We start from the raw sequence: 22,556 nt of genomic DNA on the forward strand, positions 1-22,556 counted from the left end.
CTCCTGCAGGAGAGGAGGGGCCTAGCGGCCGCCGAAGAGACCGCCCAGTCCGCCGCCCAAATTAGGGGGCAGGTCCGGCAGGCCCTCAGGCATCTGCGGGGTTTCAGGACGCTTGGCGAAGGCTGAGCCGCCGGAGGATTTGCCCTTGCCGGACAGGCGCTCGCGCAGAGCCTTCTCTTCGGCCTCCCGCTTCATGGGATTGCCCGAACGGGAACCCTTGCGGCCCTTCTTGCCTTTTTTGCCCTTCTTGCCGCTGCCAGCACCCATGCCGCCCATGCCTGGGATCGAGCGGCTGCCATTGGTCATCCGCTTCATCATCTTGGCTGCTTGCTCGAACCGCTGCAGCAGACCGTTGACGGCCGAGACCGTAGTGCCAGCGCCATAGGCGATCCGGGCCCGCCGTGAGCCATCGATGATGCTGGGGTCTCGTCGTTCCTGAGGAGTCATGGACTGGATGATGGCCTGGGTCCGGTCCACCTCCTTTTCGTCGAACTGCTCAAGCTCCTTGCGGTGCTGGGCCATGCCTGGAATCATGCCCAGGATGCTCTTGAAGGAGCCCAGTTTGCGGACCTGCTGGAGCTGCTCCAGAAAGTCGTCCAGACCGAAGCTGCCCTCGGACATCTTCCCCGCGGCCTTGCGGGCCTCCTCCTCATCGAACTGGCGTTGGGCCTGCTCGATCAGCGTCAGGATGTCGCCCATGTCCAGAATGCGGGAGGCCATCCGGTCGGGGTGGAAGACCTCGAAGTCCTTGAGGCCCTCGCCGTTGGAGTCGAAGAGAATGGGCTTGCCGGTCACCGAGGCTACCGACAGGGCCGCGCCGCCACGAGCATCGCCGTCCAGCTTGGACAGGACCACGCCGGTGAAGTCCACGCCCTGGTCGAAGGCCTTGGCAGTAGCGACCGCGTCCTGCCCGATCATGGCATCGATGACGAAGAGAATCTCATCGGGGTGGACGGCATCGCGAATATTGCGCGCCTGCTCCATCAGCTCCTGATCCACGCCCAGCCGACCGGCCGTATCAATAATGACTACGTCGTAGAGTTTGTCCTTGGCCACCCTGATCGAGTCGGCGGCCACCTTGACCGGATCGCCCTTGACCTGTCCTGGGGCCGCCAGCTCGGAGCCGTTGGTCTGTACACCCGGTTCGGGAGCGTATACCGGTACTCCTGCGCGTTCGCCGACCACCTGGAGCTGGGTGACAGCATTGGGTCTTTGCAGATCCGCCGCCACCAGCAGGGGGGTGTGGCCGGCATCCTTGAGCCAGTAGCCGAGCTTGCCTGCCAGCGTGGTCTTGCCGGCGCCCTGCAGGCCGGCCAGCATGATGACTGTAGGCGGGGTCTTGGCGAAATTGAGCGGCCGATCCACTCCCGCGCCCAGGATGTCGGTCAGTTCTTCGTAGACGATGGAGACCACCTGCTGGGCCGGGTTCAGAGCCTTGGAGACCTCCTCGCCCAGAGCGCGTTCTCTGATGCGTCCGGTGAAGGAGCGCACCACATCCAGGGAGACATCAGCATCCAGGAGGGCGCGCCGGATCTCGCGGATTGTGCCGTCGATGTCGGCCTCGGTCAGCTTCCCCTTGGAGCGCAGATGGGTGAAGGCCTGGGAGAGCCGATCGGTCAAAGATGAAAATGCTGCCATAATGTCCCAAGTCTACCTGTCAGCCGGGAGAATGGCCGCTGGCCGCTTCTGGAATGAAATGATGGCTGAGCATGGATGCGTTCATTGCGACGAGGACAGCGCAAAGGATCGGAGAGGCTTTATCAAGCGGATTCCGGTGTACGTTGCGTCTTCTTGACATCAGCCTCTGCGAGCTTCTATACTAAGTCGAAACGATTCGACATCTCGGATGCATCGATGGAGATGGTCAGAGGCCTGCAATACATCCGAAGTCGAAACATTTCGACATGCTGAATCGCGGTAACTGGATGCAAGGATGCAAGAAAGTGTTAGGAGCCATCATGAAGATCAGAAGAGGGATCGGAGCGGCCTTAGCCCTGGCCATGTCGATCCTGCCGCTGGCGGCCTGCGGATCGGGGGGCGATGCCCCCCAGGAAGCACATCCGTCCAGCATCAAAATCTGGTACTACGAGGAGCCCAGCAGCGGTCAGGCCAGAGGCTGGCTGAAGGCTGCCGATATCTTTACCCGACAGACCGGCATCAAGGTGGACTTCGAGGTCAAGTCCTTTACCCAGATAGCCCAGAATGGCAGCCAGTTCCTCAACTCGGACGATGCCCCGGACGTCATGGAGTCCAATCGCGGCAATGGCTCGGCCGGGGTTCTGTCCACGCTGCAGCTGCTGACCGACCTGAAGCCCTATGTGCAGAAGTATGGCTGGGACAAGAAGGTGCGCGGCCAAGCGGCGGCAGTGGGCAAGTACGACAAGCGGGGCGTCATGGACGGGGATACCTGGTACGGGGTTTCCTCCTATGCGGAGATGCAGCGCGTCTACTACAACAAGGACCTGTTCGCCAAGTACAGGATTCCCATCCCGCGTACCTTTGACCAGTTTGTAGCGGCGCTCAAGGCCTTCAAGAGCCACGGGGTAACGCCCATAGCGGCCGATGCCCAGGAATACGGGGTGCTTTGGCTCTGGTGGCAGCTGGCCATGACCAAGGCCGATGCCCGCTTCGTTGACGACTGGCAGCTCTACAAGCATCCGGTCAACTGGCGCAGCGAGCCGCTGACGTTCGCCACCAATACCATCCGTGACTGGATCGACAAGGGATACATCTCCAGGAACGCCACCGGCATGAAGGCCGAGGACACGACAACGGCATTCATCAAGGGGACCTATCCCATCTACCAGACCGGCACCTGGAACCAGACCCGCTTCATGGAGCAGGTGAAGACCTTCGACTGGACGGCATCCATCTTCCCGGGGGCCAAGATGGTCGAGGGCTGCGCGGGCAACCTGCTGGTCATCCCGCAGAAGTCCCGGCGCAAGGATGCCGCAGCCCGCTATATCAACGTGGTCCTGTCCAAGGAGGTTCAGAACTACATCGGCAACAAGGGCGGCGTGCCAGTGGCGGCCGATACGGAGGCCATCACCAGCCCCAAGAGCCGTGATCTGGTCAACGAATACACCAAAGCCTCGGACGCCAGCCGGATGAGCTACTACCCCGACTACCCTGCGCCCAACCTGACCGACGCCATGCCGGCCGCCTTCCAGGAGCTGGTCAACGGCACCAAGAGCCCCGACCAGGTTCTGGACACCCTGCATAAGAACTACGACGACGGCGTCGCCCAGCTCGATCTGGATGACAACTGAGCTGCGTCAATCCGCCAAGGAGAGTACAAGCATGTCTGACACACATAGCAGGAAGAAGGCGCAGTCCCGCATCCCGGGCAGTGCGCCCTCACGGTTCGTCCCATATCTGATTCCCGGTCTGATAGGCATCGTGGCCATCGTCATCGTGCCTATTTTCTGGAACATCTATTTGAGCTTCACCCGTTGGAGGGGGGTGGGGCCGACCAGATGGGTGGGTCTGCGCAACTGGCGACGACTCATGGGCGACTCGACCTTCTGGGTCTCCTTCGGACACACCCTCTGGATCATCGTGGCCATCGTCATTATTCCCACGGTTCTGGGTCTGCTGATCTCCTCGGCCCTGACTGACGTGATCCAGAAGAAGTTCGGCCCCCACACCTCTTCGACCCTGCGGGCCCTCTATTACCTGCCCCAGGTTCTGCCTGTGGCCGTGGCCACCATCATCATGGGCTGGATCTTCCGGCCTGAGGATGGAGCCGTCAACGACCTGCTGACCAAGATCGGCCTGGGAGGACTGGCTCACAACTGGCTGGGTTCGACTACTACGGCCCTGCCCATCCTTATGGTCATCCTGATCTGGATCCAGCTGGGCTATCCCATCGTCATCTTCATGTCCGGACTGCAGCGGGTGGATCCCGAGCTCTACGAGGCGGCCAGCCTGGATGGGGCCAACTGGTGGCAGAAGTTCCGCGTCATCACCCTGCCCTCCATCATTCCCGAGCTGCTGGTGGTCATCCTCACCTCCACCATCGGCGCCCTGAAGACCTTCGCCCCGGTCTACCTGCTGACCAAGGGCGGGCCCGGCACCTCCACCATGGTTCCCTCCTACTACTCCTACAACCAGTTCTTTCAGGTGCAGCAGGTGGGCTACGGCGCCGCCATCTCGACATCGCTGACCGTGGTCATCGTCATCTTCTCCATCGTCTTCACCATCGTGCAGAAGCGCGTGCAAAAGAGCATCGCCTGAGGAAGGCAAGGAAGCGCATCATGAATAATCAAGCCACACTGCAAGCCGACGCCCGGGTATCCTCCCGGCACGCCCGTAGAATCCGCACCTGGGGGGACTGGGCCGGTCTGATCCTGCTGATCGCAGGAGCCCTGATCATGCTCTTCCCGCTGCTGATCCTGGTTTTGAACGCCTTCAAGACCACGGCTGACTACAACGCCACGGGCCCCCTGTCCGTGCCCGCCCACTTCAGCATGGACGGCATCATCTCCTTCTGGAACAAGAGCAATTTCCCGCTCAAGCTGGGCAACTCCCTGCTGATTTCCCTGGTGGTGGCTGTGGTCGGGGTCCTGCTTTCGGTCCTCAACTCCTTCGCCCTGGGCATCGGCAGAGTCAAGGGCAACACAGTCATCCTCCTGTTCATCATGCTGGCCAACATGGTCCCCCAGGAGGCTCTGCTCTACCCGCTCTACGTCATGTTCAAATGGATGGGCTTCTATAACTCCCAGTGGTCCATCATCATCATCTTCACCATTATTCAGAGCGCCTACGGCACCTATTTGCTCTCCTCCGTCTACGGGACCTTCCCCCAGGCCATCCTGGAGGCGGCCACCGTCGACGGAGCCTCGCGCTGGCAGATTCTGCGCAAGATCGTGCTGCCGGTGTCCTGGTCGACCATCAGCGTCCTCTTCGTCTTCTTCTTCATCTGGACCTGGAACGAGTACATGATCCCCATGGCCTTTCTGATGAGCGAGAAGACGCAGACCATCCCGCTGGCCTTGGCTACCATGCAGGGACAGCACACCATGGCTGCCACCGACCTGGCCTCCGCCTCCCTGCTCAGCATCATTCCCACCGTCATCTTCTTCATCTTCTTCCAGAGGAAGCTCTCGCAGGGGATAGTGGCTGGCGCTGTCAAGTAATCGCCGCTGCACAAGTACACTGACCATGGCCGCCCGCTGCAAGAAGGCAGAGGAGGGGAGCGGGCGGCCCGAACATGAAAGGCAACCACAACCATGGGCATGACCATGCCGAACATCACCAACGGTCTTGAGGCGCTGACCCGTCCATCCGGGGACCGCACCCGCTGCATCAACGCCGAGAATCCTCGGGGAGGCAAGGGCGAAGCGGCCATGACGGCCAGCAATCTGGGCCCCTCAAGGAAGGGGGCTCCCTGCCTGAAGAACATTCCTCCTGGCCAAGACATGGTTCTGGCCGACCTGTCCGGCGCTGGCGAGATCCGTCATATATGGATGACCGTGACCGACGCCACCTCGCCCACCGGGCCCAACGTCCTGCGCAATCTGATTCTGGAATGCTACTGGGATGGCGAACAGACGCCCTCCGTCTGCGTGCCCCTGGGTGACTTCTTCTGCTGTGGTCATGCCCAGGCCTGCCGGGTCGAGTCCGTGCCTGTGGCCGTCTATCCACGCCGAGGTTTCAACTGCTACTGGCCCATGCCTTTCCATGACGGGGCCCGGATTGTTCTGCGCAACCGGCACAACGAGCCCATCGAGGCCTTCTTCTACCAGATCGACTATGTGGAGAAGGACGAGCTGCCTGAGGAGGTCATGACCTTCCATGCCCAGTGGCGCCGTCAGCGGGTCACCGAACTTGGCCAGGACTACGTCATCCTGGATGGGGTGCATGGCCGAGGCTCCTACGTGGGCACCTATCTGGCTCTGACCGCTCTGGAGAGCCGCTGGTGGGGCGAGGGCGAGGTCAAGGTCTACCTGGACGGAGACAAGGACTACCCCACTTGGTGCTCCACAGGCAGCGAGGACTACTTCGGCGGCGCCTGGAGCTTTGCCGGGCAGGGCGCGGATGGCCGCATGCACGAGGTCACCTACAGCGGGGCCTACATGGGATTTCCCTTCCACTCCAGACAGCTGGACAACCGCGAATCCCAGTACTGGGATGCCGACACCCCGGTGACCAGGGGGTTCTACCGCTGGCACATCCCCGACCCCATTATTTTCGCCAGCGATATCAAGGTGACCTTGCAGCAGATAGGCGTGGACGAACAGGGCTACTTCGAACGTCAGGATGACCTGGCCAGCGTGGCCTACTGGTACCAGCAGGAGCCCCACCAGCCTTTTCCGCAAAAGGTGCTGGAGACGGGAGAGCGGGACCGCCGACCCCGTTGATTGGCTCAGGCGGCCTTCTGCTTCCGTCGGCTGAGGGAGGCTCGATCAATCAGTGTGGGGCGCTCCAGCAGGACTTGTCCAGCCAGGGATGCCCCCTCCTCCACAGCCTGGGTCAGCAGATCCGCAGCCTTGGCGCACAACGAGCGGGGGGTAAGGGGCATCTCAGAGATGCCCTGAAGCTCAAGAGTGGGGCTGGCCTTGCCTGCGGCGCAGGACAGAACAGCCACGTCATCGGGAATGCTCATGCCGTCTGAGCGCATGCGGACCACCACAGTGTCCAGCAGAGAGGGGCGGATCTGGCCGATCAGGCCATCAATGCGGCCGTGATGGATGATGTCCAGCACTTGCTGGGTGTAGGCCAGATCGCTGCCGGTGGGGCCCGGTTCAAGCCGTAGATCTACGCCCAGACGGCGAGCCCAGGTCTTGAGACTGCGTAGCAGGATAAGGCGGAAGCCAGAGCCGCGCCGGTATTCGCCCTTCAGATCCTCCAGAAAGAGCAGGCGTTTGCGTCCCGCTCTGGCCATGGCTTCCACCGCCATGCGACCCATCAGGTCGAAGTCCAGATCCACACAGGCGCATGCTGTGTGCCGCCGAGGCAACCCCAGTGCCACGCAGGGGCGTCCATATGAGGCGGCCTGGGTGGCGCGGATGTCATCGTCCACCAGATCCATCAGAACCACGCCATCGGCCAGATTGCTGCGAGTGACCCGTCGGATGTCTTCGACGCCATTCTCGGCAGTCAGCAGCAGGGAGTCATAGCCACGGGCATGTTCGCAGCTGGCCATCTCGATGAAGTAGTCTGCGTAGGAGGCTAGGTTCTGCCCGGAACGCAAGGGGGCGCTCAGGGCGACGATCTGGTTGCGCTTGGCCCGCAGCATCCTGGCGCCGGCATCCGGTGCGTAATCCAGTTCGTCGGCGGCCTGCATGATCCGCTGGTAGGTTCCCGGGGAGATGGGACGCTTGCCGGAGAATGCATAAGAGACTGTGCTGACCGAGACACCAGCCTTCCTGGCAACGTCGCGTATGTCGGACATGGGTTCAGCGGCTCAGATCCCAGGTACTGCCAGCTGGTGCATCCGCCACGGCCACACCGACCGCTGCTAGCTGGTCCCGAATGGCATCGGCACGGGCAAAGTCGTGATCTTTTCGCGCTTGATCGCGTTCCTGCAGCTGCTGGTGCACCAAGGCGTCCAAGGTGTTCATGGCTCGATTGTCACGGTCGGCTGCGGCTCCTGCCCAGTGGGGATCGAGGGGATCAAGTCCGAAGACATCCAGCATGGCTCTGACCTGGAGCAGGGCATTGGCCAGCCACTTCCGATCCAGAGCATCCGGGTCCGCATCCATGGCCGCGTTGGCTTGACGAATCAGCGCGTACAGGGCAGCCAGACCACCTGAGACGTTGATGTCGTCATTCATGGCCTGCACAAAATCCTCTGGCAGATCGTCCGCACCCAGTCCCGTTACCTGAGCACGCTCGGGCTGTGCTCCAAGGATTCGTCCGGCCCGGTCCACGAAGTTGCCGATGCGCTCGTAGGCGCCCTCGGCCTCCTGAAGGGACTGATCGGACCATTCCAGCATGGACCGGTACTGCACCGAGACCAGAGCGTAGCGCACCACCCAGGCCGGATGCTGCGACAGCACCTGGTCCACGGACAGCCCGTTGCCCAGGGACTTGCTCATCTTCTCGCCCTTCTGGGTCACCCAGGCTGTGTGCATCCATCGATGGGCGAATCCCCAGCCAGCTGCGTGCGACTGGGCCATCTCGTTCTCGTGATGGGGGAATCGAAGGTCAAGACCGCCTCCGTGGATGTCGAACTCCGCGCCCAAATAACGGTGGCTCATGGCCGAGCATTCCAGATGCCAGCCCGGCCTGCCCGTGCCGAAGGGGGTTTGCCAGCGGGCTGTGGCCGGATCGGTAGGCTTCGGTGCTTTCCACAGCGCGAAATCGCGGGGGTCGCGCTTGCCGGGCTCCTCATCGGCGTAGGTATTCTGCCCATCGGTGTCGATGCTGGGTCCCAGCCGGTCGTTGGCGGCGGCCTGTTCGTCAGCGGGCTGGGTGCCGGTCTGCTGGTGGGTCAGGGCACCATATTCAGGCCAGGAGGCCACGTCGAAGTAGACGTTGCCTGATGGACGGCCCTGCTCGTCGGGTACCGCATAGGCGTGGCCGCGGTCGATGATGCGCTGTATCAGGTCGATCATCTCAGGGATGTGCCCGGTGGCTCGAGGCTCGTAAGTGGGCGGCAGGACCCCCATGGTCTCGTAGGCATGAGTGAATTCGCGCTCATAGATGTAGGCCCGCTCCCACCAGCGCTGGCCGTTCGCTGCCGCCTTGGTCAGGATCTTGTCGTCGATGTCGGTCACGTTCCGGATCAGGGTCACTTGGTATCCCAGCCTGAGCAGCCAGCGTCGGATCACGTCGAAGGCCAGGGTGGTCCTGATGTGGCCAATATGGGGCGAGCTCTGCACCGTGGCCCCGCACACGTAGATGCCGACCTTGCCCGGGTCGATGGGGCTGAAGGGGGTCACCCGGTGATCAGCCGTATCATACAGACGCAGACCTGCCGCGGCCAGACTGACTGAAGCCTTGGAATCCTGCGGTTGCGAACTCGTATCCATATCCTTGAGCCTACCAAGGCTTGCTGACTGTCCAAGAGAAAATACCGAGCCTGCGGACCGACCCGACGGCATATGTGCAAGAATGGAGCCATGGCGAAACCTAGGGTGCTGGTAGTTCAGCATGTGGATTGGGAGAAGCCGGGCCGTATTCTTGACAACCTCCAGGAGTGCGGACTGGACACCGAGATTACCAATATCGTGGATGAGAAGAATCCCAAGCTGCCTCGCTCGCGTGAGCTGGCGGGACTGGTCATCATGGGCGGTCCTATGTCGGCCGACGATTACGCGCATTACCCCGGACTCAAGGCGGAGACCAAGCTTGCCAAGGCGGCGATGGCTGCCAACAAGCCCATTCTGGGAATCTGCCTGGGCCATCAGATTCTGGCGCGGGCACTGGGAGGCACCCTGATGCGGAACCAGGAACCCGAATACGGCATGGGGCCCATCCGCTGGGTGGGGCAGGACGACGATGTGGCCATGTGGAGCAAGAACACCGATGTGCTGCACTGGCATGCCGACCAGGTAACCCTGCCGCCGGAGGCTAAGCTCCTGGCACGCTCCCGCGCCACCAAGGTCCAGGCTTTTAGACTTGGGTCGGCATTGGGCCTCCAGTTCCACCTGGAGGTGACAGCGCCCATCTTTGAGGAATGGATGCAGGTGCCGAGCATGATCGGCACGATGAAGAAGTCCAAGATCGCTCGGATGCGCGACGAATTCATGGAGGGGATGCCGCAGATGCAGCCTCTGGCCGACGCAATCTTCTCGGCCTTTGCGGCCCGATGCTCGACCCAGGCCGCCCAGCTGGCTGCCGCCTGAGATTACTCCAGCTCCTCCCCGATGGTCAGCCACTTCTCCTCAAGCTGGTCCGACTGCCCGGTCAGATCCTTGAGCTTGCTGTTGAGCTCGTTAAGACCCTGGTAGTCGCCCGGGTCGTGCTCGGCCATCTGCCGTTCGAGATCCTTGCGCTGATCGGCCAGCTTAGCCAGCTTGCGTTCGATGGCAGAGGCCTGCTTGCTCAGATTTCGTTTGGCAACACGTTCAGCCTTGGCCTGATTGGAATCCCCGGCCTCTTTGGCTGATGCACGGCCCGGCGCATCCGCATCCTCCCGATCAGCCGATTCGACCATATCCAGGTAGTCTTGGACGCCGCCCGGCAGATGAACCACCTTGCCGTTGACCAGCGCGAACTGCTGGTCGGTCACCCGCTCCAGCAGGTATCGATCATGGGAGACCACGATCAAGGTGCCTGGCCATGAGTCCAGCATGTCCTCCATGACGGCCAGCATGTCGGTATCCAGATCGTTGCCTGGCTCGTCCATGATCAGTACGTTGGGCTCGTCCAGCAGGATGAGCAGGAGCTGCATGCGGCGCTTTTGTCCGCCAGACAGGTCGCTGATCCTGGTCATCAGCTGGGAGCTTTCGAAGCCCAGACGCTCCATCAGCTGACCTGGTGACACCTCTTTGCCTTCCACCAGATAGGTGGGCTTGTAGCGGCTGAGGACCTCCTTGATCCGATAGCGGCCGAGTTTCTCCAGCTCATCCAGACGCTGGGTCAGCACCGCGAAGCGGACGGTCTTGCCCACCTTGACGTATCCTGCCGTGGGAGCCACGCTGCCGTCGATCAGACCCAGCAGGGTTGACTTGCCCGCTCCGTTGGCGCCTACGATGCCGAATCGGTCGCCAGGGCCGATCAGCCAGGTCACGTCGTCCAGGACCTTGTGTCCGCTGATGGTGAGGGTGTCGGCTGCCGCAGTGCCTGGGCGGTCCTGACTGTCCCCATCTTCCCTGCCAGGATCGGCGGCCACGGTCACCGAGCCCATCAGAGAGCGCTCGGCATGAGGGGAGGGGACCCGGTCGTCCTTGCTGCCACTGGCGTCAGAGTCGGACCTTGGGTAGATCTTGGTCACGTCGACCAGGTCCACCACCTGCTTGCCCAGGCGTGATGTGGCCATCCGCTTGAGTTCCAGGCTGTTGCGCATGGGCGGCACGTCGGCGATCAGCTCCTGCGCGGCCTTGACATGGAATTTCTGCTTGGTCGAGCGGGCACGTGCTCCTCGGGTCAGCCAAGCCAGTTCCTTGCGGGCCAGGTTGCGGCGCTTGGTCTCAGCCAGATCCGCTTGGCGCTCGCGCTCCACACGTTGGAGCATGTAAGCGCTGTAGCCGCCCTCGAAGGGGTCGATGGTTCCATCATGCACCTCCCACATGGAGGTGCAGACCTCGTCCAGGAACCAGCGGTCGTGGGTGACCAGCAGGAGGGCTCCGGAATTCTTGGCCCAGCGGTTCTTCAGATGCTCGGCCAGCCAGTGGATGGTGAGCAGGTCGAGATGATTGGTCGGCTCATCCAGGGCCAGGATGTCCCAATCCTGAAGCAGCAGCCGTGCCAGGTCCACTCTGCGGCGCTGACCGCCTGACAGGGTGCCCACCTTGGCCTCCAGCTCCATGCCGCCCAGAAGGGACTCGACGATTTCGCGGGATCTGGGGTCAGCGGCCCATTCGTAGTCTTGACGATTCTCCAAGGCTGCCTTGCGGACCGTGTCCTCGTCATGCAAAGGATCACGCTGGTCCAGCATGCCGAAGGTGAGTCCATTGCGCATGGTCACCCGGCCCTGATCGGGTTCCTGGGTGCCTTTCAGCAGGTGCAGCAGGGTGGACTTGCCGTCGCCGTTTCGACCCACGATGCCGATCCGATCACCCTCGAAGATGCCCTGCGTCACATCCGTAAAGATGGTTTTGGTGGCGAAGGATAGAGCGACGTGTTCCAGACCGAGATCATAGATGGGCATGATTCCTCAATTTACCGCCAGCCTTGGATGGAATGAGCTGCGGGCTTTTCAGGTGCTTATTGGTCTTGGCCGGTCTCCTGGTCCCGCTGACGAATTCTGTCCAGATAACCGGTTCTGTCCGCACCGGTGATAGGCCGCAGGATAGTGCAAGGGTTGCCGACCGCGACTACCTGATCCGGTATGTCATGGGTCACGACAGACCCTGCTCCGATGACGGCTCCAAGGCCAATCCGCACTCCTCCCAGGACGACTACGTGTCCGCCCAGCCAGGCACCCTGGCATATCTCGATGGGTCGGGCCTGGCAGGCTCCAGCCTTTCGCTCCTCATAGTCCAGAGCATGGTTGGTGCAGAAGAGTCCTGCGCCGGGGCCTATCCACACGTTCCTGCCTATGGTGATCGGAGCGTTGTCCAACATGACAGCACCGTAGTTGATGAGCGTCTGGCTGCCGATCCGTATGTTGCAGCCCACCTCGCATCTGAAGTCCGGATTGATGACGACGTCCTGCCCCATCTGACCGAGCAGGTCTTCCAGGATCCGTCGGCGTTCCTGCTTCTGCCCAGGGCCCGTCCTGTTGTATGCCAGAAAGAGGTTTTCAGCCCGTTCCCTTTGGCGATCGATGTCGGGATGGGTGTCCTGATAGACCTGGCCGGATACCATCCGCTCCCATTCGACCCTGCCTGTTCGGCTCATTCCCGCCGTCACATCGTCAGTCATGCGTACCGCTTTCCATGATTTAAAAATTCGTCAGCGGCCAGTGATCTGGGAGCCTAGCACCTTCTCGCTCAGGGCCCGGGGACCGCGCGTGACAGCCACGGCGCCCGAACGGACTAGTTCGATGATTCCAAAGGGATGCAGCAGTCTCAGAAGGGCTTCCAGCTTGCCCTCGGCCCCGGTGGCCTCGATCGTCAGGGACTCGGGGTGTACGTCGACTACGCGCACGCGGAAGAGCTTGACGATCTCCAGTACATCGGACCGGTTGTGTTCATTGGCCTTGACCTTGATCATGACCAGCTCGCGTTCCACGGCCTCGTCGCCCTTGAGCTCGACGATCTTGAGCACATGCAGAAGCTTGTTGAGCTGCTTGATGATCTGCTCCAGGGGCACGGCCTCCACGTCTGCCGTGACCGTGATTCTGGAGATGTCGTCCCGTTCGGTGGATGAGACGGATAGAGAGTTGATGTTGAAGGCGCGTCGAGCGAACAGACCGGCCACCCTGGCCAGAACGCCGGGGCGGTTCTCAACCAGAACGGAAAGGGTGTGCCTTTCGGAGCCGGGCTTGGATGCTGGATAATTGGCCATGTGCTGTCCCTTTTCTACTTGTTCATGCGACCGGCGGCGTCGTTGGCCATGGCTGCCCGGTCGGCTCCGGTCTGCTCATGCGGCTCCGGCTGTTCCTGCTCCGGACGGATGCCCGCCAGGGGTTGCACGCCTGGCTTGTAGATGATGGTGTCGTTGGATGCGCCAGCAGGGACCATGGGCCAGACCATGGCGTCCTTCCAGACGCGGAAATCGATCAGGACTGGTCGGTCGGTCACTGCGTTGGCCTGGTCGATGGCCTCCAGGGCCTGCTCCTGTGTAAAGGCTCGCAGTCCTATGCAGCCATAGGCCTCGGCAAGCTTGACGAAGTCGGGGACGCCGTTGCCGTCTGTGGGCTTTGCGCCGCCGTCCTCCAGGCTGGTCTGGGAGTAGTGGCTGCCATAGAAGAGAGTCTGCCACTGGCGGACCATGCCGTAGACCGAGTTGTTGAGTATGGCGATGCGGATAGGCAGTCCCGCCTGTCTGGCCGTGGCCAGTTCCTCGGAGGTCATCTGGAAGGAGCCGTCCCCGTCGATCAGCCAGACGGACCTCGGATCCTCCTGTTCTCTGGTGCCGATGGCCGTGCCGATGGCGGCGGGAAGACCGTAGCCCATGGTCCCTAGCCCGCAGGAGGAGACCCAGGAGCGGGTGCGTTCGAAGTCGATGAACTGACTGGCCCACATCTGGTGCTGACCTACGCCGGATACCCAGATCGTGTTGGGATCGGCCTTGTTGCTCAGGGTCTGGACCACCCACTGGGGGGCCAGGGTGCCGTCCGGGCTGGGCTCGAAGGTGGTGGGGTAGTCGTGCCGCCAGCCGTCGATCAGCCGCCACCAGGGCTTGAGGTCGGGCTTGCCCAAGGTGCGCTGGGCTGCCTTGAGCGCTGGGATCAGATCGTCCAGCACCTGGCCCACGTCACCGACGATGGGCACGTCCGCCTGTCGGTTCTTGCTGATCTCAGCCGGATCGATGTCGATGTGGATGACTCGGGCCACCGGGGCGAAGTCCTCCAGGCTGCCGGTCACTCTGTCGTCGAAACGCGCGCCCACGGCCACCAGCAGGTCGGAGTGCTGGATGGCTCCGTTGGCGGCTACCGTGCCGTGCATGCCGGGCATTCCGAGAACAGCTGGATCGGAGTCAGGCACGATGCCTCGTGCCGGCAGCGTGGTGACCATGGGGGCACCAGTAGCTCGAACTAGTTCCTGGACCTGCCGACGGGCGTCTGACCGGACTGCGCCGCCGCCCACATAGAGGACGGGCCTGTGCGACTGGACCAGGAGCCGGGCGGCATCGTCCAGGACGTGCCCGTGTGCCCGCGTCACCGGGTTGTAGCCGGGCAGGATCATCTCCTGCGGCCAGGAGTAGAGCATTTTGCCGTTCTGGGCTGTCTTGCTCAGGTCCACCACCACCGGGCCGGGTCTTCCCGAGCTGGCGATGTGGTAGGCCTCGGTCATGACCCGGGGGATGTCCTGGGCCTTGGTCACCAGATAGGAGTGTTTGGCCACCGGGTAGGTGATGCCCACGATGTCGGCCTCCTGGAAGGCGTCGGTGCCGATGGAGTCCACGCCCACCTGTCCGGTCACCACTACCAGGGGGACCGAGTCCATCATGGCATCGGCTATGGGGGTGACCATGTTGGTCGCTCCGGGTCCGGAGGTCACCAGGCAGACTCCGACCTTGCCCGTGGAGACGGCGTAGCCCTCGGCTGCGTGGCCAGCGGCCTGCTCGTGGCGGACTAACGTGAAGTTGAAGCGCACCTGGTCGTCGATGGCGTCGTAGGTGGGCAGAATGGCCCCTCCCGGAACCCCGAAGACCTGGGTGACCCCAAGATCCTCCAGGGACCGAATCAGTGCCTGGGCTCCCGTCATGGATTCGCCCTGGGCAGGGACATCCTTGTCGTCATGGTTCCAGTTCTTGGGTACCGAGCTGAACGCTTGCAGAGGTGTCGGCAGACTCATGTTTCCTCTCGACCTCCAGACTGCGCGCCGACCTGCGGCCGTGCATGTCGAAATACGAACCTGTGGGAGCGTCGGCGAGGTAGGCGGACGAATCCCGATCAGGAGGAGGCACCTGAACCGTTCGTGACGGCAGGCCCCCGGTTATGCCCATAGTCTAAACAAGGGTCTGGTCGGAGTGCTGCCGCAGTACCGTATGCCGGAATTCCAGCCAGGGCCTCAGGAGGTTTGCTCGGCGTGCAGGGTCGCAAGCAGTTCCTGGTCGTCCAGTTGCTTCCACCCCTGGGCTGCAGCAGCCAGTTGGGCTTTTCGCTTGCTGCTGGCTCGGCCCTTGCCAATCACGGTCCCGCCGTCCTGCAGTCGCAGCTCTGCGGTGAAGACCTGGGCGTATTCCGGCCCGGAGACCGCCATGGTGTACCGGGGTTCGCCTAAGTCCAGCTGGTGGGCCTTGACCGTGATCGAGGTTTTCCAATCGAGTGCCGGCCCCTCGGTGGCTACCTCGGCCAGGGTGTCGTCAAGAAGGGTATGGACGGTGGCCCGGGCTCCCTCGATGCCGTGTTCCAGAAAGACTGAGCCGATCAGGGATTCGACGGTGTCGCAAAGTATGGAGTCCTTGTCGGCCCCGCCGTTTTCGCTCTCTCCCCGGCCCAGAAGAATATACTGACCCAGGTGCAGCTTCTCCCGCGCGATAGCCGACAGGGCCTCCTCGGAGACCGCCTTGGCCCGCATCTTGGCCAGCTGGCCCTCGGTCATGTCGGGATGAACCTTGTATAGGGTCTCGGTGGCCACCAGTTCCAGAACAGCATCGCCCAGGAACTCCAGCCGCTCATTATTGGGCATTCCCGGGTGTTCATGGGCGAAGGAGCGATGGGTCAGGGCATGCACCAGCAGCTCCGGGCTGATCCTGCCGCCCAGGGCCTGGAAGAGCTCCTCGGCCGCCTGGTTGCCGGGGTCCAGCTGCCCCTGTTCGTCCTGCTGCATATGTTTGTCATAGTCCTTCCTGGAGTGCCCTGTCTGCATGGCCCTTCTCGCTTTCTCGGCCTTTCCGCCTGATGATATGGAAAAACCCCTGCCACCCGTCGATGGCCGGGGTTCCCTCATTGCGTGCTGATCGCCGATTGGCTTACTTGCTGAACTGCGAACGAATTGCGTCACGGTAGACGCGCCCACGATACGTGCCGCAGCTGGGGCACGCCATATGCGGCAGCGCAGGAGCTCCGCAGTTGGGGCAGGTCACCGTAGCGGCGGCCTGGGTCTTCCAGTTGGCGCGCCGGGAATGGGTGTTGGCGCGCGAGGTCTTGTACTTTGGCAGTGCCATATTGTCCTCTGTTTCGATCGAATACTTCGAGCTTAAGCGTAGAGCAGTCTACCGCAACCTCCGGTCATTCGCCAGTCTGGCCGTTGCTGCCGGGGTTCTCCTCCTGCTCCAGACGCTGTTTCAGCCCCTCCAGGGCCGCCCAGCGGTCATCCAGCATCTCGTGGCGATGGTCAGGATGGTCATTAAGATCCATGCCGCACTGGGGGCACAGGCCTCGGCAGTCTGGTCGGCACAAGGGCTGCAGGGGGAGAGACTCCACCAGGGTGTCGCGCAGCAGGGCCTCCAGATCCATGAAGGCACCCCCCGTGGCTAGCGGGTAGGTCTGACCGCTGGCCTCCTCCTGATCGGCCAGGATCTCCTCCTTGCCATGGGTTGGCTCCGGTTCGGGTTCCTTGTAGGGGAAGAAGACCACCGGATCGTCCTGAATGCTGGTATTTACGGGTCTCAGGCAGCGGGTGCATTCCGTCTTCAGGGGCGCGCTGATGTGGGCCTGCAGCAAGAGTCCATCCACCAAGGAGTCGATGTTGCCAGCTACATGCACGGGTGTTCCTGCAGGGATGCCCACCACCTGGTCGCCGATGCCCTCCGGGGCTGGAAAATCACGATCTACCCGGGTGCTTTGTCCTGCTCGCGTCGACACCTGGGCCACTGAAACCGCCCAGGGGGAATCCTCCGGTCTGCTCATTCCCGTGTCTCCTTTCCCTCGTCAGAGGCTGACGCGTTCATGCTACGCGCCGCTTCCTGCTCACGCTGGTGGAGAACCTCCAGGCCGGCACGCACATCCTGGCTCATCTTGTTCAGCTGAGTGTCAAGCTCGCCCATGACTTGGTCTGCATATCCGTTGGCCCCCTGGACCAGACGGTCTGCCTGAGCCTGGGCCGTGTCGATGATGGTCTGGGCCTTCTGCCGAGCTATGGCCACTACGTTCTCCTGACCGGCTAGGAAGCGGGCCTGTTCGCCGGCCTCTTTGACGATGTCTGCAGCCCGACTCTGGGCGTCGGATACGGTGGCGTTGGCTTGAGTCTGCGCCGTGTTTAGCCGACGTTCAGCCTCCCTCATGAGCGCCGAGGCCCGCTCCAGCTGCACTGGCAGCATTTTCTTGAGTTCGTTGAGGTCATCGGTCAGCTCGTCTCGATCCACCTTGACCAGCTCCGGACTGAAAATGGGGGCCTTGGCCTCATCTAGCATGGCCTGGATCTTGTCGATGATGTCATAGACGGTGGTGAATTCCGATCGGGGATTCCTGCTGTCGCTCCGATCCTCCTGCAGATCGGGCAAGTCCTTCATATCGACTGTGCGCCTGGGGCCGCCCGCTCTGGTCGAGTCATCGATAGGCTCGTCATCGTCCTTTTCCTGGGCCTGCTCGTTCATTATTGGCTCTTTTCCGTGTGCAGTATGTCCTTGTGCAATGTGCTGGTCAGCGCGTCCACGACGCTGTTGGGGACCATGCCGGTGATGTCTCCTCCGTGCCTAGCCACGTCCTTGACGATGGTGCTGGAGATATGCTCCCGCATCGGGTCGGCCGGCAGGAAGAGCGTTTCCACCCCGGACAGCTTGCGATTGACCAGGGCCATGCCCAGCTCGGCCTCATAGTCCCCGTTCTGCCGCAGTCCCTTGACGATCACCGAGGCTCCAACCTGACGGCAGTAGTCGGTGATCAAGCCGTCGGTCGAGGTTACGGTGATGTTCGGGTATCCGTCCTGGTCCAGGGCATGGCGGATCATAGCCACCCGCTCCTGCTCGCTGAACATAGGGGTCTTAGCGGCGTTCACGGCCACAACTACGTGAACCGTCTCAAAGAAACAGGCGCAGCGTTCAATCACATCCATGTGGCCGGAGGTAACCGGATCGTATGAGCCAGGGCATACAGCGATAGTCATGCTTCTCAGCGTAGCGCGTCATAGGGAGCGAACGTGGAGGTTGCCGCCGTACCATGGATGTCATGACTGGAAGCAAAAGCAATCGCATGGAGGATCCAGAGCGGGAGCAGAACCCTGACCAGAGCACTGGCACAGCCGTTCTGGACCGTCCGGACACGGAGACCGCCGAGAAGACCCGTCTGGATGACCAGGGCGATGCCGATAGGTTCGCCCACTACGTCTCCCGTGAGCGCATCGCCGAGTCCAAACTGACCGGTCGACCCGTCGTGGCCCTCTGCGGCAAGGTCTGGGTGCCCAAGCACGACCCATCCCAGTACCCGGTCTGCCCGGACTGCAAGCGCATCTACGAACAGATGACCGGCGGCAGCCACTGAGCTGTCCAGTCTGCTTCAGGACTGGCGGTCCACGGCGATCCTGTCGATCGTTTTCAGCTCCTCCTGGCTGAAATCGGCCGACTGGACGGCCTTGAGGTTGTCGATGATCTGCTGGGGCTTGGAGGCGCCGATGAGCACTGAAGTGACAGCCGGGTCCCTGAGCAGCCAGGCCAGGGCCATCTCAGCCAGACTTTGGCCGCGTTGGCATGCCAGGTCGTTCAGAGCCTGAATCTGCCTCAACCGCTGAGGAGTCAGCGCAGACTCCTTGAGGAAACGACCGTCGGCCCGAATTCGGCTGTCCTCGGGTATCCCATGCAAATAGCGGTCGGTCAGCAGCCCCTGGGCCAGCGGACTGAAGGTAATCAGCCCCTTTCTTTCCTTCATTGCGGCCTCTTTGAGACCGTTATCCTCAATGGTTCTGTCGAAGATGGAATAGCGGTTTTGGTTGATGACGAAGGGAACGTGCATCTCGGTCAGGATGGCCGAGGCCCGTTTCATGGTCGGCCCGTCGTAGTTGGACAGTCCCAGGTAGAGGGCCTTGCCGCTGGTAACCGCCTGGGCCAGGGCGCCCATGGTCTCCTCCAGAGGCGTATCCGGGTCGGGGCGGTGGTGGTAGAAGATGTCCACATATTCCAGTCCCAGCCGTTTCAGGCTTTGGTCCAATCCGGACAGGAGATGCTTGCGCGAGCCGAGGTTCCCGTAAGGACCAGGCCACATTTCATATCCGGCCTTGGTGGAGATGACCAGCTCCTGGCGGTGGTGGCTGAAGCACCGCCGCAGAATGATCCCCATGTTGCGCTCGGCAGCACCCGGTCCTGGGCCGTAGTTGTCGGCCAGATCGAAGTGGGTGATGCCGTGATCGAAGGCCGTCGTGCACAGCTCCTGCATCCGTTCCAGTGGCGTGGCGTCGCCGAAGTTGTGCCAGCAGCCCAGGCAGATGGGCGGCAGTTTCAGGCCGCTGCAGCCACAGCGCCGGTAGGTTGTGGAATCGTACCGGTTCGGGTCGGGCAGGTAGGTTTCGGATTGCGCGCTCATCAGATGCTCCTGACCAGGGTGGGCAGGACCGGTTCGCCCTTCATCAGGCTCAGGGCGTTGATGGGCAGCTCCTCAAGGGCCTTGGCCCTGTGCTCTCGGGCATCCAGGACGGCCTGCCCCCCTTGGTAACCTGGCATGCTCTGACCATGGTCCACGTAGGTGACCAGCAGATCCCGCCAATCCTGCTCGGGTGCATAGGCGGCCAGAGCCTTCTCGGCGCCCGAGATCACATGCTCAGCATCGGCCACCCCGTTGTGGTAGGAACGGTAGGCCAGCTTGCGTCCTGGCACCGAGGCCTTGCCTGCCGACTTCTTGGCTACGGCCTCCATGTTCCCGTTGGAGTTCTCGCGCTCGGTCAGCTTGTAGACCATGGCACAGGTTGGGGCTCCCGAGCCGGTGACCAGCATGGTGCCCACTCCGTAAGAGTCCACCGGGGCGTCCTGCAGGGAGGCTATGGCGTACTCGTCCAGGTCGTTGGTGACGGTGATGGTAGCCTTGGTGGCTCCCAAGGAGTCCAGCTGGGCACGGACCTGCTGGGCCAGCGAGCCTAGATCTCCGGAGTCGATACGCACTCCGCCCAGCTCCGGTCCCGCCACCTCGACGGCCGTCCTGACGGCCTCCTCGATGGAATAGGTGTCGGTCAGCAGGGTGGTCCCCTTGCCAAGGGCCTGGATCTGCCCCTGGAAGGCCTCGCGCTCGCTGTCATGCAGGAGGGTGAAGGAGTGGGCTGCGGTTCCGATGGCCTTGAAGCCGTATTGCTTGGCCGCCAGCAGGTTTGATGTCCCTTGGAATCCGCCTACTATGGCCGCTCTGGCTGCAGCCACGGCCGCGTATTCGTTGGCCCGGCGCGCGCCCATGTCCATGCATGGCCGGCCCTTGGCCGCGGTGACCATGCGAGAGGCGGCCGAGGCCACGGCTGAATCGTAGTTGAGTATGGAAAGGATCAGGGTCTCCAGCAGTGTACATTCGCCGAAGCCGCCTTCGACCTGCAGAATAGGGGAGTCGGGGAAGAATATCTCGCCCTCACGGTAGCCGCGGATGGTCCCGGTGAAGCGGAAGTGCTCCAGCCAGTCGATGGTGGTAGGACTGACGATGCGGCGGTCGGACAGGAAGCGAAGCTCCTCCTCGCTGGGGTGGAAATTCGCCAGTGCATCCAGAATGCGTCCGGTGCCTGCCACCACTCCATAGCGGCGTCCCGCAGGCAGGTGTCGGGTGTAGACTTCAAAGACGGATCGGCGCCTGGCCGTACCGTCCTGCAGGGCTGCATCCAGCATGGTGTATTCGTACATGTCGGTCATCAGAGCCGTAGATGCTCCGCTGTTCTCACTATTGTTTTCGGCGTTCATATCTTCCCCTTTGTAGGTGGAAAAAGCCCTTGGTTAGCCCCAAGTCTAATCCTCTGCTGACTGCTTGGCTTGCCCTGCCCTCTCAAGGTCGGGCTAAGCTGGTCCGCATGAGATTCGTCGTGGGCATCTACCGATTGCTGATCGCCTTCTTCTGCCTGGGCGGCACCTACGAGGCCTGGCTGCTGGGGATCGGCAACAAGTGGGTCTATTTTACCTTCCAGACCAACATTGCCCTGGGCCTGGTCATGCTCTGGGCTGGTGCGGCCACCCTGCTCAGGGGCATCCAGCCCCCCGCCTGGCTCAAAGGCTGCCTGACGCTCTACATCGTCATCACCGGTCTGGTGGCCCTTCTGGTCCTGGGTTTGAACAGCACGGACTACAAGCTGGTCCTGGGCGTCCGGACTACGTTGATGATTCACGTCATCAGTCCCATCATGGCTTCCGTCGACTTCCTTCTGTTCGATCCCCATCGCCGCTTCCGCTGGCATAACGTGCTGACCTGGCTGATCTATTTCCCCTTCTACGTGGCCTTCGTGCTGATCCGCGCCGCCATCTGGCCTCATTCAGGACCGCAGCCAGACGGCGATCCGTACCCCTATGCCTTCCTGGACCTCGGGCACCTCGGCTGGGCACAGTTGATGATCAACATGGCTGAGTACCTAGTGGTCTTCTTTGCCCTCTCACTGGTCATCTTCCTGATCGATCGCATCCTGCCGGCCAAGACACCGCTGACCATCGATAGGTAGACAGCTGGCGGAATAATAGGGGCCAGACCAGGCAAGCCTGGATGGAACGAGAAAGGATCATCGCTGATGGTTGCTATCAAGGACATGCTTCAGGAGGGTGCCGTGCTGCGACCTGACGGCAGGGCGGCTGATGAGTTGCGACCGGTCGTCATTACCAGGCACTGGACGGAGGCTCCCGAGGGATCGGTGCTGATCGAGTGCGGCAAGACTCGGGTCATGTGCACGGCTTCTTTCACGCCGACCTTGCCCCGTTGGCGCAAGGACTCAGGTCTGGGCTGGGTCACGGCCGAGTACGCCATGCTTCCCAGGGCCACCAGCGACCGAACTGCGCGCGAGTCCGTCCGGGGAAAGGTCGGCGGCCGCACCCAGGAGATCAGCCGGCTGATAGGCCGCTGTCTGCGCGGCGTGGTGGATATGAAGGCCTTAGGCGAGAATCAGATCCAGCTGGACTGCGACGTGCTTCAGGCCGATGGCGGGACCCGTACAGCCTCGGTAACCGGCGCTTATGTGGCCATGGTCGATGCCCTCAGATGGGCCCAGGACCATCATCACATCCGCAACGCCGACAAGGTGATCAGGGATTGTGTTTCGGCTGTCTCAGTGGGCATCATCGATGGCAAGCCCATGCTCGACCTCCCCTATCTGGAGGACAGCCGAGCCATGACCGATATGAACGTGTCCATGACGGGAGCCGGCGACTTCATAGAGGTACAGGGAACAGCGGAGCATCGTCCGTTCAGTCGGCAGGAGCTGGGCCTTTTGCTGGACCTGGCCTCCAAGGGGAACAAGGAGCTCCAGGCTGTTCAGCGCAAGGCTCTGGCAACCGACTGATGCCCGGGGCAG

General features: G+C 62.2%; 22 protein-coding genes. 8 read left to right on the plus strand and 14 right to left on the minus strand.

Annotated features, from left to right (window positions below):
* Positions 1 to 21: 21 nt before the first annotated feature.
* A complete protein-coding gene (ffh, locus tag ACUIAD_RS04105; RefSeq protein ID WP_445343763.1) occupies positions 22 to 1,638 on the minus strand; it encodes a signal recognition particle protein in 1,617 nt (538 codons plus the stop codon).
* Between the two features lie 320 nt (positions 1,639 to 1,958).
* Here ffh and ACUIAD_RS04110 point away from each other — a divergent pair, with 320 nt between their 5' ends.
* The 4 genes from ACUIAD_RS04110 to ACUIAD_RS04125 all read left to right on the plus strand — a co-directional run bounded on the left by ACUIAD_RS04110 (position 1,959) and on the right by ACUIAD_RS04125 (position 6,362).
* Positions 1,959 to 3,269 carry an ABC transporter substrate-binding protein gene (locus ACUIAD_RS04110; RefSeq protein WP_110451667.1) on the plus strand — a complete coding sequence of 437 codons (1,311 nt, stop codon included), beginning with the start codon at positions 1,959 to 1,961 and terminating at the stop codon, positions 3,267 to 3,269.
* Positions 3,270 to 3,300: 31 nt separating this feature from the next.
* The gene (locus ACUIAD_RS04115) at positions 3,301 to 4,236 is read left to right on the plus strand and encodes a carbohydrate ABC transporter permease (RefSeq protein WP_110451668.1); all 936 of its coding nucleotides are present in this window, start codon (positions 3,301 to 3,303) and stop codon (positions 4,234 to 4,236) included.
* A 20-nt stretch (positions 4,237 to 4,256) separates the two neighbouring features.
* A complete protein-coding gene (locus ACUIAD_RS04120; RefSeq protein ID WP_445343764.1) occupies positions 4,257 to 5,138 on the plus strand; it encodes a carbohydrate ABC transporter permease in 882 nt (293 codons plus the stop codon).
* A gap of 99 nt (positions 5,139 to 5,237) precedes the next feature.
* Entirely contained in the window at positions 5,238 to 6,362 is a 1,125-nt protein-coding gene (locus ACUIAD_RS04125; RefSeq protein WP_445343797.1) for a glycoside hydrolase family 172 protein, read from the plus strand.
* Positions 6,363 to 6,367: 5 nt separating this feature from the next.
* Here the strand turns inward: ACUIAD_RS04125 and ACUIAD_RS04130 are convergent, their stop codons facing one another.
* On the minus strand, positions 6,368 to 7,396 hold the full coding sequence (locus ACUIAD_RS04130; protein WP_445343765.1) for a LacI family DNA-binding transcriptional regulator: 1,029 nt from the start codon (positions 7,394 to 7,396) through the stop codon (positions 6,368 to 6,370).
* A 4-nt stretch (positions 7,397 to 7,400) separates the two neighbouring features.
* Positions 7,401 to 8,978 (minus strand): cysteine--tRNA ligase, encoded by a 1,578-nt coding sequence (gene cysS, locus ACUIAD_RS04135; RefSeq protein WP_445343766.1) that lies wholly within the window; start codon positions 8,976 to 8,978, stop codon positions 7,401 to 7,403.
* A gap of 90 nt (positions 8,979 to 9,068) precedes the next feature.
* Between cysS and ACUIAD_RS04140 the strand changes: the two genes are divergently transcribed.
* Entirely contained in the window at positions 9,069 to 9,794 is a 726-nt protein-coding gene (locus tag ACUIAD_RS04140; protein WP_445343767.1) for a type 1 glutamine amidotransferase, read from the plus strand.
* A gap of 2 nt (positions 9,795 to 9,796) precedes the next feature.
* On the opposite strand, the gene ACUIAD_RS04145 is transcribed toward ACUIAD_RS04140, so the two are convergent.
* From ACUIAD_RS04145 to coaD, 9 genes are all read right to left on the minus strand, one after another.
* Complete coding sequence (locus ACUIAD_RS04145) at positions 9,797 to 11,761, minus strand: ATP-binding cassette domain-containing protein (RefSeq protein WP_445343768.1); 1,965 nt, start codon at positions 11,759 to 11,761, stop codon at positions 9,797 to 9,799.
* Between the two features lie 56 nt (positions 11,762 to 11,817).
* On the minus strand, positions 11,818 to 12,477 hold the full coding sequence (locus ACUIAD_RS04150; protein ID WP_445342860.1) for a sugar O-acetyltransferase: 660 nt from the start codon (positions 12,475 to 12,477) through the stop codon (positions 11,818 to 11,820).
* Between the two features lie 30 nt (positions 12,478 to 12,507).
* Entirely contained in the window at positions 12,508 to 13,062 is a 555-nt protein-coding gene (gene ilvN, locus ACUIAD_RS04155) for an acetolactate synthase small subunit (RefSeq protein WP_110451675.1), read from the minus strand.
* Positions 13,063 to 13,076: 14 nt separating this feature from the next.
* The gene (locus ACUIAD_RS04160; protein WP_445342861.1) at positions 13,077 to 15,017 is read right to left on the minus strand and encodes an acetolactate synthase large subunit; all 1,941 of its coding nucleotides are present in this window, start codon (positions 15,015 to 15,017) and stop codon (positions 13,077 to 13,079) included.
* A 216-nt stretch (positions 15,018 to 15,233) separates the two neighbouring features.
* Positions 15,234 to 15,995 (minus strand): ribonuclease III, encoded by a 762-nt coding sequence (rnc, locus tag ACUIAD_RS04165; protein ID WP_110451786.1) that lies wholly within the window; start codon positions 15,993 to 15,995, stop codon positions 15,234 to 15,236.
* 142 nt (positions 15,996 to 16,137) lie between these two features.
* Positions 16,138 to 16,332, minus strand: a complete 195-nt coding sequence (rpmF, locus tag ACUIAD_RS04170) for a 50S ribosomal protein L32 (protein WP_110451677.1) — start codon at positions 16,330 to 16,332, stop codon at positions 16,138 to 16,140.
* A 64-nt stretch (positions 16,333 to 16,396) separates the two neighbouring features.
* Complete coding sequence (locus ACUIAD_RS04175; RefSeq protein ID WP_445342862.1) at positions 16,397 to 17,017, minus strand: YceD family protein; 621 nt, start codon at positions 17,015 to 17,017, stop codon at positions 16,397 to 16,399.
* Positions 17,014 to 17,703 carry a cell division protein gene (locus ACUIAD_RS04180; protein WP_258333104.1) on the minus strand — a complete coding sequence of 230 codons (690 nt, stop codon included), beginning with the start codon at positions 17,701 to 17,703 and terminating at the stop codon, positions 17,014 to 17,016. The genes ACUIAD_RS04175 and ACUIAD_RS04180 overlap by 4 nt, the downstream gene beginning before the upstream one ends.
* Positions 17,703 to 18,212: a pantetheine-phosphate adenylyltransferase gene (gene coaD / locus ACUIAD_RS04185; protein WP_445342863.1), complete on the minus strand. Its 510-nt coding sequence runs from the start codon at positions 18,210 to 18,212 to the stop codon at positions 17,703 to 17,705. Before coaD ends, ACUIAD_RS04180 begins: the two co-directional genes overlap by 1 nt.
* A gap of 62 nt (positions 18,213 to 18,274) precedes the next feature.
* Here coaD and ACUIAD_RS04190 point away from each other — a divergent pair, with 62 nt between their 5' ends.
* On the plus strand, positions 18,275 to 18,586 hold the full coding sequence (locus ACUIAD_RS04190; RefSeq protein WP_110451787.1) for a DUF3039 domain-containing protein: 312 nt from the start codon (positions 18,275 to 18,277) through the stop codon (positions 18,584 to 18,586).
* Positions 18,587 to 18,601: 15 nt separating this feature from the next.
* Here the strand turns inward: ACUIAD_RS04190 and ACUIAD_RS04195 are convergent, their stop codons facing one another.
* The gene (locus ACUIAD_RS04195; protein WP_110451681.1) at positions 18,602 to 19,621 is read right to left on the minus strand and encodes an aldo/keto reductase; all 1,020 of its coding nucleotides are present in this window, start codon (positions 19,619 to 19,621) and stop codon (positions 18,602 to 18,604) included.
* Positions 19,621 to 20,967: a nicotinate phosphoribosyltransferase gene (locus ACUIAD_RS04200; RefSeq protein WP_110451682.1), complete on the minus strand. Its 1,347-nt coding sequence runs from the start codon at positions 20,965 to 20,967 to the stop codon at positions 19,621 to 19,623. Before ACUIAD_RS04200 ends, ACUIAD_RS04195 begins: the two co-directional genes overlap by 1 nt.
* 107 nt (positions 20,968 to 21,074) lie before the next feature.
* Here ACUIAD_RS04200 and ACUIAD_RS04205 point away from each other — a divergent pair, with 107 nt between their 5' ends.
* Both ACUIAD_RS04205 and rph read left to right on the plus strand, forming a co-directional pair.
* Entirely contained in the window at positions 21,075 to 21,713 is a 639-nt protein-coding gene (locus tag ACUIAD_RS04205; RefSeq protein WP_445342864.1) for a Pr6Pr family membrane protein, read from the plus strand.
* 66 nt (positions 21,714 to 21,779) lie between these two features.
* Positions 21,780 to 22,544: a ribonuclease PH gene (rph, locus tag ACUIAD_RS04210; RefSeq protein ID WP_110451684.1), complete on the plus strand. Its 765-nt coding sequence runs from the start codon at positions 21,780 to 21,782 to the stop codon at positions 22,542 to 22,544.
* The last annotated feature ends 12 nt before the right edge of the window (positions 22,545 to 22,556 follow it).

The organism is Bifidobacterium sp. ESL0819, from assembly GCF_052606245.1.